Genomic DNA, 13750 nt, shown 5'->3' with positions numbered 1-13750 from the left:
CGGGCGAAGTGGCGGATTGGGTCGCGGGGGGTTAACCCCGCGCAAGCCGAACGAAGGCACAGGCGCGGAGGAAATCGGCTTCGCGCTTTGCGCGGCGTTCCTCGGCCTCCCAATCGCGGCCCCACAGATCGGCCTGCCATTCTTCCTCAAGACACGCCGCCTGCCACAGGGCGAGCGGCTCTTCCTCCCCGCGTGCATCAAGCGCGGCCAGCGCGGTGACGAGCGACGCGGCGAGTTTGGTCATTACCTCGGCTCCGGCCAGTGCAAAGGGATCGAGCGCCAGCAGGCGATCCCGCAGTATCGCCAGCACTTTCGGCGGCTGCGGGCGGTGCAGCACGCCGCTGACCCGCACCAGCGCGATGCCATGCGCCGCCTCGAATGCGCTCAGCAGCGGTTCCCATACTTCGATCTGGCGGGCGTAGAACGGCTCGTCAGGATCGGCGCGGTAACACAGCGTATCGGTTTCGGCATAAGCAACCAAACCCTGCGCCACAGCGGCAGGATCGGGCGCGACGATGTCGATCGCGTAATCGGCCATATCGCGCAGCGGCAGGCTGGCCGGATCGATCTTTTCGCCCTGCTTGCGCCATTCCGCCGCCAGCGCCTCGCCAAGGGCCTGCGTCGGTACGATCTGCGGTGCGCCGCCCACGGTCTTCAGACCGCGCGAATCCAGCATCACCTGATAGCCCTCTGGCTGCGCAGCCAGCGCAACATCATTGTAGAACCTGCGGATCATCGGCCTGCGCCGTCTCCGGCTTTCCACCAGCGGGCGATGAAGCGCGGCAGGAAAAAGAATTCGAGCAAGCCCGCCACCGCCAGCACAGCACCCACCGCCCATGGCAGTTGGAACGGCAGGACATTGCGGGTGGCGGCAATGCCGAACATCATCAGCGCCAGCCCGCTGAACCGCACAGCGTTGAGGATGATGTAGCGGCCACGCGCCTGCGCCTCGGCCATTTCGCGGGGAGACCGGCTCATGGCAGCGCTTCCTCCATCGCGGCGGCCAGCATGGCGGCGCTGTCCGCCACGCGGATCGCGCCGCTGGAAAGCAGTTCTTCCGGCGTGTGATAGCCCCAGCTGACCCCGATGGCAGGGACGCGCGCGCTGCGGGCCATCAGCATATCGAAGCTGGTATCGCCGATCATCACCGCTTGCGCAGCCTGCGCGCCCGCTTCGAACAAGGCGGCTTCCAGCATTGCGGGATGCGGTTTGGAGGGGTGGCGATCGGCGGTCTGGAGCGACACGAACAGATCGGCGATGCCGTGGGTGGCAAGGCAGGCAGCCAGCCCGCGATCCGATTTGCCGGTGGCCACCGCAAGGCTCCAGCCCCTGTCGCGCAGGGTTTGGAGCAGATTGGCGATGCCATCATACAGCGGCTCGTCCAGCAAGCCTTCCTCGCGCCGCGCGCGGAAACTGGAACGGTAGAATTCGGTCACCGCCGCGTTCTGGTCATCGGCCAGATCGGGAGCGAGGGCGCGCACCGCTGCGGGTAGGCTGAGGCCGACGATCCGCCGCACCGCCGACGTGTCCGGCGCAGCTAGCCCGGCGCGGGTGAAGGCGCGCTCCATCGCCCAGCAGACATCGGCCTGCCCGTCCACCAGCGTGCCATCGCAATCAAATACAGCCAGCCTCATGCAGAAACGCTCCGCATCATCTCCGCCAGCGCGCCGGCCCCTGCCGCCTCAAGCCCGCTGGCAATAGCGCCGCGTTCTTCGGGCGATTTGTTCTGCGAAAGCTTGAAGGTGGGGCGCTGCGCCTGCACTTCCATTTCAAAGCCGATTATGCCGCGAAACAGGCCCGACCAGACTGTGTCTGAGGATTCTTCCGCCTGCCATGCCGCGCCTTCAAGGCGGGTCTCGTGCTTTGTGATGGCAGCGTGCAGGAAAGCTTCCAGCTCCGCGTCATCCATCTGCCGCACCCGGCCTTCAAGCTCCAGCGTCACATAATTCCATGTCGGCACGGTACCGCGGTTGGCATACCAGCGTGGGGAGACGTAAGCGTCAGGCCCGTTGACCACGATCAGCGCGGCCCTGCCGTCCAGATGGCGGGCCAGCGGATTGCTGCGGGCGAGGTGGAATTGCACCTTTCCATCACCGTTCGGCAGCAGCGGCGTGTGCGCAACCTTCGGCCCGGCGGGTGTGGCGGCGAACACCATGCCGAAGCCCACCGTGTCGATCAGGCTTTCGCACCGCTCGCGACTTTCGTTATGGAACAGCGGGTTGGGATGCATCAGCGGCGGCCCCTGCTCCCGCCGGTGCCTTTTGGCGGTGCCTTGGGCGCAGGCCGGGCACGGTTGGCGGGAGATTTCGCCGGTTTTGCGGCCGCTTTCGGGGCAGCTTTCCCGGCAGGCTTGCCAGCGGGTTTCTTCGCCTTGGGGGCGACAACATCACCGCGCGAACGGCGGGGCGAACGGGCTTCCTTGCGCGCCTGTTTGAAGTGGCGGCGCGCGGCCTGCTTCTTTTCCTCGCCCGAACGCTCGGGCGCTTCGTCGCGCATGGGTGAGGCATCGGAAAGGCTCTGGTCGAAGCCCAGCACCTCCATGCTCATCGCGAAATGCGGCGGCAGTTCGGCGGTCACGTCCAGCTTGCCGCCGGTGCCTTCCCCGGTCTTGGGTTCGGAAATGATCAGGCGGCGGGCGTGCAGGTGCATCTTGCGGCTGACCGCGCCGGTCAGGAAGGAATCCGGCCCGCCATATTTGCCGTCGCCCACAATCGGGTGGCCGATCGCTGCCATGTGGACGCGCAGCTGGTGGGTGCGCCCGGTGAGCGGTTCCAGCTCGACCCATGCGGCGCGCTGACCGGCATTATCGACCACACGGTAACGCGTCTTGGCGGCGGCGCCGTTTTCCTCGTCGATATGCATCTTCTCGCCGCCGGTGCCCGGTTGCTTGGCGAGCGGGGCGTCGATCACGCCTTCGGCCAGATCGGGATTGCCCACCACCAGCGCCCAATAGACCTTGCGCGCCGAACGGCTGGCGAAACGTTTGGAAAAGCTTGCGGCGCTGCCCGGCGTGCGGGCGATCAGCAGCACGCCGCTGGTATCCTTGTCGAGCCGGTGGACCAGACGCGGGCGCGGCGTTTTCTCGCCGGTCACAAAGGCATCCAGCAGCCCGTCGACATGCTTGGTGGTCTTGCTGCCGCCCTGCGTGGCGAGGCCGGGCGGCTTGTTGAGCACGATGGCCGAGGGCGTTTCGCGGATCACCATGGCCTTTGCCTCGGCTATCTGTTCGGGCGAAAGCACGCGGGTGCGCGGGGCAGCCTTGCGGGCGGGGCCAGCAGGCGGTTCGTCTCCGCCCGGCGGTACACGCAGCGTCTGACCCTGTTCCAGACGATCTTCGGGCTTGGCGCGTTTGCCATCCACCCGGATCTGCCCGGTGCGCGCCCAGCGCGAAACCGTGGCAAAGCCGACCTGCGGCAGATTGCGTTTGAACCAGCGATCCAGCCGGATGCCGTCATCATCTTCGGTGACGGTGAATTGGCGGACATTGTCGGACGGGGGCGGGGCTTCGGTCATGGCGCGCTCTGCGCGATCAGAAGCCCGGCGACAAGGGCTGCCATCCCGGCGACCAGCGAAACCGCACCATAAGCCAGCGCATCGGCCATCTGTCCGCGTTGCAGCATTGTTACCAGCTCGGCACTGAAGGCGCTGAAGGTGGTGAAGCCGCCCAACAACCCCACACCGATCAGCAGGCGCATCGATTCGGTAGTTTCGGCGCCAGGATTACCGCGCGCAAGCCAGCCGAGCAGCGCGCCCATCGCCAGGCTGCCGATCAGATTGACGCCCAGCGTGCCCCACGGAAAGGCGTTGGCCGGGCCGGTCAGATGCGTTATCATGCGGCCCAGCTGGAAGCGGGCGACCGCGCCAACAGCGCCGCCAGCGGCAACCAGCGCCGATGCGGCCAGCGGGGAAGGGGCAGTTATTGTCATCCCCACGGCCTTTAGCGGGCGCAGCGCGTTCTGCCTAGCAGGGCTCTGACCGGCGCATATCGCGTCCGCTACGCCTGCAATCTTGCAATTGCGCTGTGCTGATGGGTTGCCTTTGCAGGAGTGTTGGACTAGTGGGGCGCCGTTACGTGGGCGGTTCCCCTGTGGGATTCGCCCGCCTTCCATTGGAAATTCACTCGCGAATCCCCGCGCAATCGCAAGCGGGCTCTGGCGTTTTGGACATGAGGTAGTCGTCGTTTATGCAAATCATGGTTCGCGATAACAATGTCGATCAGGCCCTGCGCGCGCTCAAGAAGAAGCTGCAGCGTGAAGGCGTTTATCGCGAAATGAAGCTGCGTCGCCACTACGAAAAGCCCAGCGAAAAGCGCGCCCGTGAAAAGGCTGCGGCCGTTCGCCGCGCCCGCAAGATGGACCGCAAGCGGATGGAGCGTGACGGGGCCAAATAATCCCGTTGCAAAGCGCGTTTCCGTGAAGGGAACCGCTTGAATCCCCCTTTACGATCAGTCATCAGGGCGCGGTTTCATTCCGCGCCCTTTTGTCGTCATCACGCGGCGCGAGGCGCGCTGCCATGCAGGATTGCTCCATGACCGAAATTACCGCCGTTCCGATCAAACCCGTTGCCAAAGGTTCGCTGACCAAGCTTTGGGTTGGCGTGGCGCTGGCGATTGCCGTGGGCGGCGGGCTGGCATGGTCAGCGATCCCGCAAGGGCTGGATGTCGATACGCAGGTTGCCGGCACCGGCGCGACGCCGAAGATGGGCGATGTCGTTTTCCTGAAATACAAGGGCAAGCTGGCCAGCAACGGCACGGTGTTTGACGAATCGCGCGATATTCCGCTGCCGGTCGAAGGCATCTTCCCTGAAGGCACCCCGTTCCCGATTGAAGAAGGCGCGACCATCCCCGGCTTCTTCGAAGGTCTGCAACAGATGCAGAAGGGCGGCAAGTACACGCTCTTCATCCCGGCCGCGAAGGCTTACGGGGCCGAGCCGCCGCAGGGCGCCCCGATCCCGCCCAACGCCGATCTGATCTTCGACATCGAGGTGATCGACATCATGAGCCAGCAGACGTTCGAGCGGAACCTGGCCATCCTGCAACAGACGATGCAGAGCCAGATGGGTGCACCCGGCGCAGCGCCTGGTGGTGCACCGGGCGCTGCGCCTGTCCCCGCTCCCGGCCAGTAAGGGGCGATCGGATGTCGGTGGACAAGGCGACCGTCGCCAAGATCGCCAGCCTCGCGCGCATCAGCATGGATGATGCCGCGCTGGATCGCATGGTGCCCGAATTGAACGGCATCCTGCAATGGGTCGAACAATTGGGCGAAGTGGACGTAACCGGGATCGAGCCGATGGCGGCGGTAATCCCCAACACGCTGCGCCTGCGCGCTGATGTGATCGACGCAGACGCGCTGACCGGCGGCGGCAGGCAGGGCGATGTCCTCGCCAATGCCCCGGCGGCGGAACACGGGTTCTTCGGCGTGCCCAAGGTGATTGAGTGAAAGCCGCAGGGTTTCGCTCGATCATCCTGAGCCTGTCGAAGCCCCGTATTTCTTTTCTTGATCCTGTGCACCAAGAAGGACAGCCCTTCGACAGGCTCAGGGCGAACGGTTGAAAACAATGACTGACCTTACCCAGCTTGGCGTTAAAGACATTCGCGACGGCGTGCGCGCCGGTGATTTCACCGCGCGCGAGGTGGCGACCAGTTTCAACGCCGCCGTGGCCGATGCCGCCGCATTGAACGCTTTCATCGTCACCACGCCCGACCATGCACTGGCCGCTGCCGACGCAGTGGACGCCGCGCGCGCCGCTGGCGAACAACTGGGCGCGATGGCAGGCGTGCCGATCGGCATGAAGGATCTGTTCGCCACCAACGGCGTGCAGACCACGGCGGCCAGCCACATTCTCGAAGGCTTCACGCCCCGCTATGAGTCCACGGTTTCCCAGAAGCTGTGGGATGCGGGCGCAGGGATGCTGGGCAAGCTGAACCTCGATCAGTTCGCGATGGGCTCGTCAAACGAGACCAGCTATTTTGGCAATGTCAGTTCGCCGTGGCGCAAGGACGGGTCGAACCAGCCGATGAGCCCCGGCGGCTCTTCAGGCGGTTCGTCCTCGGCGGTGGCTGCGCGCATTGCCCCTGCCGCGACCGGCACCGACACCGGCGGTTCGATCCGCCAGCCCGCAGCCTTTACCGGCATCTGCGGGATCAAGCCGACCTATGGTCGCTGCTCGCGCTGGGGCGTGGTGGCGTTTGCTTCCAGCTTGGATCAGGCTGGCCCGATGGCGCGCTCGGTGGAAGATTGCGCGATCATGCTCGGCGCGATGGCCGGCTTCGATCCGAAGGACGCGACCAGCCTCCAGATGGACGTGCCAGACTGGGAAGCGGCGCTGAACAGCGATCTGCGCGGCAAAAAAGTCGGCATCCCGCGAGAATACCGGATGGAGGGCACCGATCAGGCGATCCTCGATTCGTGGGAGCAGGGCAAGGCATGGCTGAAGGACGCGGGCGCGGAAATCGTCGATGTCTCGCTGCCGCACACCAAATATGCGCTGCCCGCCTATTACATCATTGCCCCGGCTGAAGCGTCCAGCAATCTCGCCCGCTATGACGGGGTGCGTTATGGCCTGCGCGATCTGCCCGATGGCAGCGGCCTGCAAGACATGTACGCTGCGACCCGCGCTGCCGGATTCGGGGACGAGGTCAAGCGCCGCATCCTGATCGGTACCTATGTGCTCTCGGCAGGGTTCTACGACGCGTACTACACGCAGGCGCAGAAGGTCCGCGCACTGGTCGCCCGCGATTTCGAGCGCGCTTTCGAACAATGCGATGTGATCCTGGCCCCGACGACGCCGACCGCTTCGTTCCCGCTGGGTTCGATGAACGAAGACCCGCTGACGATGTATCTGAACGATGTGTTCGCGGTGCCGGCTAGCCTTGCAGGCCTGCCCGCGATGAGTGTTCCGGCGACGATCAACGAACATGGATTGCCGCTCGGATTGCAGCTTGTGGGCCGCCCGTTCGACGAGCAGGGCGTCCTCAATGCAGGCCTCGCGATCCAGCAGCGCGCGGGCTTCACGGCGAAACCGGAGAAGTGGTGGTGATCGCCGATACCGCGTTGTGGCTGGCCGGGATCGGCGTCGTCCTCGCGGTGCCGCTGACATTCATGGTCGCCAATTGGGTGAGAAAGAACGTCGATCACGGCGAAATGCGCTTCGGGCCTGATGGCAAGGCGATCGAGGACGAGGAAACGAAATGAGCAACTACCGCATTCAGGGTGCCACGGGTGAATGGGAGGTCGTCATCGGCCTGGAAGTCCACGCGCAGGTAACGAGCAATTCCAAGCTGTTTTCGGGCGCGTCTACCGCGTTTGGCGCCGAGCCGAACTCGCAGGTCAGCCTCGTCGATGCCGCGATGCCCGGGATGCTGCCCGTGCCCAACCGCGAGTGCATCCGTCAGGCGGTGCGCACCGGCATGGCCATTGAAGCGCAGATCAATGCGTGGAGCCGCTTCGACCGCAAGAACTACTTCTACGCCGACCTGCCGCAGGGCTACCAGATCAGTCAGCTTTACCACCCTATCGTGGGCGAAGGGCAGCTGCTGATCGAGGCGGACGAGAAGGCGGGTATTCCCGAAGACAAGATCATCGGGATCGAGCGGATCCACATTGAACAGGATGCGGGCAAGCTGATGCATGATCAGCACCCCACCATGTCCTATGTCGATCTGAACCGCTGCGGCGTGGCGCTGATGGAAATCGTGTCCAAGCCCGATATGCGTTCGCCCGCCGAGGCCGGGGCTTACGTGCGCAAGCTGCGCGCGATCCTGCGCTATGTCGGCTCGTGCGATGGCAACATGGAAGAAGGATCGATGCGCGCCGACGTGAACGTCTCTGTGCGCCGTCCGGGTGAGGAATTCGGCACGCGCACCGAGACCAAGAACGTCAACTCCGTGCGTTTCGTCATGCAGACGATCGAGCATGAGGCGATGCGGCAGGTCGATGTGCTGGAAGCTGGCGGCACCATCGTGCAGGAAACCCGCCTGTTCGATCCCGGCACCGGCACCACCCGCACCATGCGCAGCAAGGAAGATGCGCATGATTATCGCTACTTCCCCGATCCCGATCTGCTGCCGCTGGTGCTGGAGGAGGATTTTCTCGCCGATTGCCGCGCCAGCCTGCCCGAACTGCCGGACGCCAAGCGCAAGCGGTATGTCGAGGTGCTGGGCCTCACCCCCTATAACGCCCGCGAATTGACCGCCGAGGTGGAAACTTTCGCCCGGTTCGAAACGCTGCTGGCCGAAACCGCCCGGACCATCGGCAAGGATGAAGCCGCTGTCGCCACGCAGGTCGCCAACTGGTCGCTTTCGGTCGCGCCCGGCGTGATCAAGGCGCTGGGCGATGAAGCCGACCCCGCCAACGCCACGGCGGCTGCGCAGGCGGGCATCCTCGCGATGGCCGACAAGGGCGAGATCAGCGGCGGTCAGGCGAAGGAAATCTTCGAAATCGTCCTCAAAACCGGGCGCGATCCGGCTGAAATCGCGGATGCCGAAGGGCTGAAGCAGGTCAGCGATACAGGCGCGATCGAAGCGGCTGTGGACGCGATTATCGCCGCCAACGCCGACAAGGTCGAACAGTACCGCGGCGGCAAGGAAGCGCTGTTCGGCTTCTTCGTCGGCCAGACGATGAAGGCGATGCAGGGCAAGGCCAATCCGGCGGTGGTGAACCAGTTGCTGAAGGGCAAGCTGGGCTGATGCGAGCGGCCTGATGGGCCTCTCTATCGTCCTGATCCAGCCCGAAATCCCCGGCAATACCGGCGCGATCGGGCGCACCTGTGTGGCGCTGGGGATTGAGCTGATCCTGATCCATCCGCTCGGGTTCGAGATCAACGACACCCGCGTGAAGCGGGCGGGGCTGGATTACTGGCCCCACGTCCACCTCACCGAATATGGGAGCTGGGACGCCTTCATCGAAGCGCGCGCGCCCCGCGAAGACCAGCTGTTTCTGTTCGAGGAATTCGGCAGCCGCAGTTTCTATGAACCGGAATACCCTGATGATGCCATGCTGGTTTTCGGCAAGGAGACTACGGGCATTCCGCGCAGCGTGATCGAACGCCACGCAGGCCGCACGTTCCACCTGCCGATGCGGTCTGACGTGATCCGCTCGCTCAATCTGGCGAACACCGCGACAGCAGCGGCCTATCAGGCGCTCAGGGGGAAGATTTAGGGCGCAGCGGTTTCCAGCGCGGCCCCGCTACTCCAGCCCCAGCGCGTTCAGGTTCATGGTGGCCGCATTGAAGCTGGCTTCGGCAAGGCGTCCGCTCAGATCGGCGCGGATTGCGCTGATCCGGGCGTTGGCGGCGGTTTCCTCGCGCACGTTGACGAGGAAGAAATCGCCCGCGCCCAGCCGGAAGCGGGTGCGTTCGGCCTGCACCATCTGGTTGGCCTGCGTCACTTCGGCTCCGGCGAGATCGGTGAGCTTCAAAGCGGCGCTGAGATTGGCGAGGATATTGCTGATATCGGTGGTCAGTTGATCGGTGATGCGGCGCTGGCGCAGCTGGGTTTCGCGCAGTTCGGCCTCGGCCCGCTGCAACGCACCGCGCGCCTGCCGCCGCTGCAAGGGCACGCTGAAGGTCAGGCCCACCACCGTATCGGTCGAATCAAAGCCCGGCCCGCCCGGCCCGATCTGGCCGAAATCGCGTGACAATTCGACACTGGCATCAAGCGAGGGCTGCAAGTCATTGCGCCGCAGCTCTACCCGGTTGGTTGCGCGTTCCAGCGCGAGCCTGAAGGTTTGCAATTCGGGCCGGTTCTGGATCACCTCGTTCAGCGGCGTGGCCAGCAAAGTGTCGACCTGAACGACCGGCTTCAACCGTGCCAGATCGGGCAGCATTTCGCGGGTAGGCACCACCATCTGCCCGTTCCTGCCACGCAAGTAGAAACCGAGGCTGTTGGATGCGGTGGCGAAATTGCGTTTGGCCTCCTCCAGCAGCGTCCGGCGGCGCAGCAGGTTCTGTTCGTTTTCGGTCAGCGCGATACGGGCGCGCGCGCCTTCGCGGAATTCGCGGGTGAGACCGATCTGGCGGGCCTCGGCGATTTCCAGCAGTTCCTCGAACACCCGGATTTCCTCGCCTGCCGCCACCCAGCGCCAATAGGCGCGCAGGGCTTCGTGTTGGGTGTTGATCTGCACCAGCATCACATCAAGCTGCGCCTGACTGGCAGCAAGGCGGGTGTCTTCGATCCCGAACCGGCGCGAATCGATATCGCGGTTGCGCAGCAGGGAAAACAGCGCCCCCACCTTCACCTCGCCCAGCTGGTTGGTGTAGTTGTAATTCTCGTAAGTCGGGAAATCCCCGTTCGAAACGCGATAGCTGCCGAACACTTCCGCGCCATAGGGACGCAAGGGCTGGCGCGCTTCGGCCTTGCCAAACCCGCCCGAATAGAACCCGGTCAGGCGGTCATAATATTCGCCCTTCAGCATCAGATCGAAGGCGCCATCGGCGGCCAGCTGATCGCTGCGGGCAGCGGCTTCGCGTTCGAAGGCTTCGAGGATCGCCGGGAAGGTGAGCGCTGAAGAACGCAGCACTTCTTCCGGCAGCAGCGGCCCGGTGGTGAGCGCCCGTTCGAGCGGATCGCCGACCGCTTCGATATTCTGCGCGGCCAAAGGCGCAGGCGCCATTGCGAGCAATGCAAACACGCCAGCCGCGCCGCCGATCACACCGCCCATCACACCGCAGCAAAACCGCGCCCCATGCCGCAACAAGGCAAACCTGCGCCGCATCGTCAGTTCGTCTGCCCCGCCGTGCCGGTGGTCTCTGTTGGAAGCTCGGGCGGGAAGTTGTTGAGTTGGCGCCAGATTTCGTAGCCGACCGGTACGGTCTCCAGCAGCACCCAGGCCTGCACAGCAGCGCCGAACCGGACGTAGCGTTCTTCGGGCCAGCGGTGTTCTTCGGCCATGTCTTCGGCAATCAGCACCCGGAACCGGCCATTGACCTGCGCCGAATGGTCAACCGCGATCACGCGGCCGCCAAAGGTGCCGATGGCGACCGAAGGCCAGCCGGAAAACTGCACAGCGGGCCAGCCTTCGAACTGGATGCGGGTCTTGTCGCCCGGCTTCACCAGCGCGACATCGCGCCCGTCGATGAAGATTTCGACCACGCGTTCGGAATTGGCCGGAACGAAGGTCGCCAGGACATCGCCGGCATTGATGAAGGTGGCGGCGTCGCCAGCATTCAGGCTCTGGATGAAGCCATCACGCGGGGCGCGCACGATCTGTTCGGATTGGCGTGCGATGTTGGTATCGGCGCGGTTGAGATCGGCCTGGGCTGCGGCAACGCGGCCCTGCATATCGTTGACCTTGATTTGCGCCAATTCGTAATCGCGGCGTGCGGCCAGCCCCGCTTCGAACAGCTCACGCGAACGGCGTTCGTCGATCTGCGCGACGGCGAGCGCGGATTGCGCGGCCTGCAATTGCAGTTCCATCTGTCCGCGTTCGGCCTGAAGCCGCTGGATCAGATTGGGATCGATATCGGCAATGCGTACGATCGGATCGCCTTTTTTCACCGTGCTGCCATCGCGCACGAACCATTCCTCGATCCGCCCGGGCACCAGCGCGTTGATATCCTGCCTCCGTTCATTGGGGTTCAGCGTGGTTACCACCCCGCGCCCTGACGTGGTCTGCACCCACGGCGTGTAGATCAGAAAGGCGACGACGATGACGATCGACGTCAGCAGCATGATGAACACCGCGCGCATCACCCGCGGCGTCTTGATCGATGCCAGCGTGGTGAAGTGGGCCATGTCGTCTTTGAGGGCAGCCATCGTCACGCCTCCCCTTCGCGGGCAGGGGCATCATCATGCTGCCTGCTCAGCTTCACCACGGCCGAGAATTCATCGAAGGTATCGTAATAGGTCTGCTGCCGCGCTTCGAGGAACAGGAACCGGTCAAACCCCAGATCGATGCGGCGGTTGGAGAAATAGATTACCGTCGAATAGGCCTGGTTGCGCAATTCGCTGATGGCGCGCTGCAGGGGTTCGGGATCGAGCAGATCGAACAAACGGCTCAGCACCAGAATGCGCGGCTTTTCCAAAAGTGCGTTCGCCAGCTTCAATTGCTGCAATTCCACCGAAGACAGCGGAAAGCCGGTCGAAGCAATCGGCGTGTCCAGCCCCTTGTCAAAGGTGGCGATGGTTTCGGCCAGGCCGACCGTCTCCAGCGCACCGATCATCCGCCGGGGAGCTGTGTCCCTGCACGACAGCGCGAGATATTCGCGGATCGTCATTTCCACGAATGTCGGCCGGTCAAGCACGTGGACATTCTTGCGCAGGTGGTGGGCTTCGATATCCTTCACGTCGATCCCGCCCAGCGTGGCATACCCGCCCTCTGGCAGCATGTGCATCTTGAGCAGATCGGTGAACAGGCGCTGCACCCCGTGATGGCTCGCATCGGCCATGATGATCGCCCCTGTCGGGATTTCCAGATCGAACAGCGCCTCTTCATGCCGGGCATGACCGCGCACGCCCTTCATTGCGATGGTATGATCCGGCCCCTCGAACGGGTCAGCGCCCTTGGGCTGTTCCTGTTCGACATTGTAGAAATGCGAGATTTCTTCGACCGCGGCGAACAGATCGTAGAAATAGCCCAGATAGCTGCCGAGCTGCGCGACACCGAAGAACGCGGCAGAAAGCACCAATTCGGCCGCGACCAGCTGGCCGAGCGTCAACTGGTTCTGGATCACCAGCCAACCGCCCAGACCCAGCAAAACCGCGCTGGCGGCGGCATACATCAGCAGGAAAGCGATGGTCTGGGAAAACAGATGACGGAAGTGGCGCTTGCGTTCACCAATGTAATCGCGCGTGAATTCATCGGTCTTGTCGAGCGCGTAATCGATACGGCGCTGCGATTTGAAGAAGCCGTTGGATCCGCCGATCAGTTCCAGCCAGGCGGCGGTCTGGTGCTTGGCATGGGACAGATCGATCCCGGTGCGCAGCGCCCTTCCGCCCCAAACCAGCCAGATCACCCAGATCAGCGCGATCATCACCAGCGTGAAGGCGAGGAAATAGGGGTGGTACAGCGACACCAGCACAAACCCGACCGCGATTTGCAGCAGCGTGGTGAACCCGCCGATGAACAGGATCGGGATGGCGGTCTGGACATAGACGACATCGAAATAGCGGTTGAACAACGGGCTTTTGTTCACATCGCCGAAAAACGGGTTCTGGGCATAGACCGAGATCAGCGAAATTTCAGCCACCATGCGGGCGTAGAACCGCCGGGCAAACAGCTCCATCAGATGCACGCGCAGGGCATAAAGCAGGCTGGAAATGGTCAGCAGGGTGAACAGAGTCAGCGAAAGCACCACCAACGGCGCGGTGAGCGCGGTGTTGGCGATGGTGTTGATCAGCATCTGCACGGAAATCGGCGTCGCCAGCGAAAGCAAGCTGATGCCCACGCCATAAACCGCTGCCAGCCAATAAAAATTCGCTTCGGGCTTCAGGATATCGAAGAATATCCTGAAGAACTTCGCCAGCGATATCTTCGAGCCGTAATTTTGGCCTTCACCTGCCATGGCAGCCTTTCGTTTCGAAACCCGTGTTTACGCCTCTCACCCGCTCAGCGCGACCACCTTCGTGATTCGTGCCGGGTGCTCTTTTCGCTTCGTGCAACAATCCATCGCAGCTGGGGCAGCGTGGTGCATGTGACGCAATGCCGTTCTGCCTCGCAAAAGAAATCACCCAGCCCGCCTGTGGTTCCTGCCAGCAGTAAATATATGCAAATGCCTGAAGCTATGAAGCCTTTAACTCATATATTGCGATGCA

The 13750-nt window shown here is 63.6% G+C and carries 16 protein-coding genes; 7 read left to right on the top strand and 9 right to left on the bottom strand.

Features of this window, described 5'->3' with window-relative positions:
• Positions 1-31: 31 nt before the first annotated feature.
• Genes IP79_RS14510 through crcB form a run of 6 tightly spaced genes read right to left on the bottom strand, consistent with a single transcriptional unit; the run spans position 32 to position 3926 of the window.
• Complete coding sequence (locus tag IP79_RS14510; protein ID WP_197273836.1) at positions 32-736, bottom strand: ATP12 family chaperone protein; 705 nt, start codon at positions 734-736, stop codon at positions 32-34.
• On the bottom strand, positions 733-978 hold the full coding sequence (locus tag IP79_RS14505) for a hypothetical protein (RefSeq protein WP_156318351.1): 246 nt from the start codon (positions 976-978) through the stop codon (positions 733-735). Before IP79_RS14505 ends, IP79_RS14510 begins: the two co-directional genes overlap by 4 nt.
• Positions 975-1634, bottom strand: a complete 660-nt coding sequence (locus IP79_RS14500; RefSeq protein WP_054119991.1) for an HAD-IA family hydrolase — start codon at positions 1632-1634, stop codon at positions 975-977. Before IP79_RS14500 ends, IP79_RS14505 begins: the two co-directional genes overlap by 4 nt.
• Positions 1631-2230: an FMN-binding negative transcriptional regulator gene (locus IP79_RS14495; RefSeq protein WP_054119990.1), complete on the bottom strand. Its 600-nt coding sequence runs from the start codon at positions 2228-2230 to the stop codon at positions 1631-1633. Before IP79_RS14495 ends, IP79_RS14500 begins: the two co-directional genes overlap by 4 nt.
• Positions 2230-3513, bottom strand: coding sequence for an RluA family pseudouridine synthase (locus IP79_RS14490; RefSeq protein WP_054119989.1), 1284 nt, complete (start codon positions 3511-3513; stop codon positions 2230-2232). The genes IP79_RS14495 and IP79_RS14490 overlap by 1 nt, the downstream gene beginning before the upstream one ends.
• Positions 3510-3926 carry a fluoride efflux transporter CrcB gene (crcB, locus tag IP79_RS14485; RefSeq protein WP_054119988.1) on the bottom strand — a complete coding sequence of 139 codons (417 nt, stop codon included), beginning with the start codon at positions 3924-3926 and terminating at the stop codon, positions 3510-3512. The genes IP79_RS14490 and crcB overlap by 4 nt, the downstream gene beginning before the upstream one ends.
• A gap of 257 nt (positions 3927-4183) precedes the next feature.
• Between crcB and rpsU the strand changes: the two genes are divergently transcribed.
• The 7 genes from rpsU (at position 4184) to IP79_RS14450 (ending at position 9158) form a co-directional block, all read left to right on the top strand.
• Complete coding sequence (gene rpsU / locus IP79_RS14480) at positions 4184-4390, top strand: 30S ribosomal protein S21 (protein WP_054119987.1); 207 nt, start codon at positions 4184-4186, stop codon at positions 4388-4390.
• Between the two features lie 137 nt (positions 4391-4527).
• On the top strand, positions 4528-5124 hold the full coding sequence (locus IP79_RS14475; RefSeq protein WP_054119986.1) for an FKBP-type peptidyl-prolyl cis-trans isomerase: 597 nt from the start codon (positions 4528-4530) through the stop codon (positions 5122-5124).
• Positions 5125-5135: 11 nt separating this feature from the next.
• Positions 5136-5438, top strand: a complete 303-nt coding sequence (gene gatC, locus IP79_RS14470) for an Asp-tRNA(Asn)/Glu-tRNA(Gln) amidotransferase subunit GatC (protein ID WP_054119985.1) — start codon at positions 5136-5138, stop codon at positions 5436-5438.
• Between the two features lie 118 nt (positions 5439-5556).
• Entirely contained in the window at positions 5557-7038 is a 1482-nt protein-coding gene (gatA, locus tag IP79_RS14465) for an Asp-tRNA(Asn)/Glu-tRNA(Gln) amidotransferase subunit GatA (RefSeq protein WP_054119984.1), read from the top strand.
• Positions 7035-7193, top strand: a complete 159-nt coding sequence (locus IP79_RS14460) for a glutamyl-tRNA amidotransferase (protein ID WP_233994235.1) — start codon at positions 7035-7037, stop codon at positions 7191-7193. The genes gatA and IP79_RS14460 overlap by 4 nt, the downstream gene beginning before the upstream one ends.
• Positions 7190-8686: an Asp-tRNA(Asn)/Glu-tRNA(Gln) amidotransferase subunit GatB gene (gatB, locus tag IP79_RS14455; protein ID WP_054119982.1), complete on the top strand. Its 1497-nt coding sequence runs from the start codon at positions 7190-7192 to the stop codon at positions 8684-8686. The genes IP79_RS14460 and gatB overlap by 4 nt, the downstream gene beginning before the upstream one ends.
• Before the next feature lie 13 nt (positions 8687-8699).
• On the top strand, positions 8700-9158 hold the full coding sequence (locus IP79_RS14450; RefSeq protein ID WP_054119981.1) for a tRNA (cytidine(34)-2'-O)-methyltransferase: 459 nt from the start codon (positions 8700-8702) through the stop codon (positions 9156-9158).
• Positions 9159-9185: 27 nt separating this feature from the next.
• Here IP79_RS14450 and IP79_RS14445 read toward each other — a convergent pair whose 3' ends face one another.
• From IP79_RS14445 to IP79_RS14435, 3 genes are read right to left on the bottom strand one after another with little or no spacing between them, the layout of a single operon-like run.
• The gene (locus IP79_RS14445; RefSeq protein ID WP_054119980.1) at positions 9186-10658 is read right to left on the bottom strand and encodes a TolC family protein; all 1473 of its coding nucleotides are present in this window, start codon (positions 10656-10658) and stop codon (positions 9186-9188) included.
• A 56-nt stretch (positions 10659-10714) separates the two neighbouring features.
• Positions 10715-11752: an HlyD family secretion protein gene (locus IP79_RS14440; RefSeq protein ID WP_054119979.1), complete on the bottom strand. Its 1038-nt coding sequence runs from the start codon at positions 11750-11752 to the stop codon at positions 10715-10717.
• Between the two features lie 2 nt (positions 11753-11754).
• Positions 11755-13500: an ABC transporter transmembrane domain-containing protein gene (locus tag IP79_RS14435; RefSeq protein ID WP_054119978.1), complete on the bottom strand. Its 1746-nt coding sequence runs from the start codon at positions 13498-13500 to the stop codon at positions 11755-11757.
• Positions 13501-13750 lie beyond the last annotated feature (250 nt).

Origin of the sequence: Porphyrobacter sp. AAP60 (assembly GCF_001296025.1) — a bacterium.
GTDB lineage: Bacteria > Pseudomonadota > Alphaproteobacteria > Sphingomonadales > Sphingomonadaceae > Erythrobacter.
The sequence above is the reverse complement of the archived record's forward strand: the minus strand, read 5'-3'. Positions and strand labels throughout refer to the sequence as shown.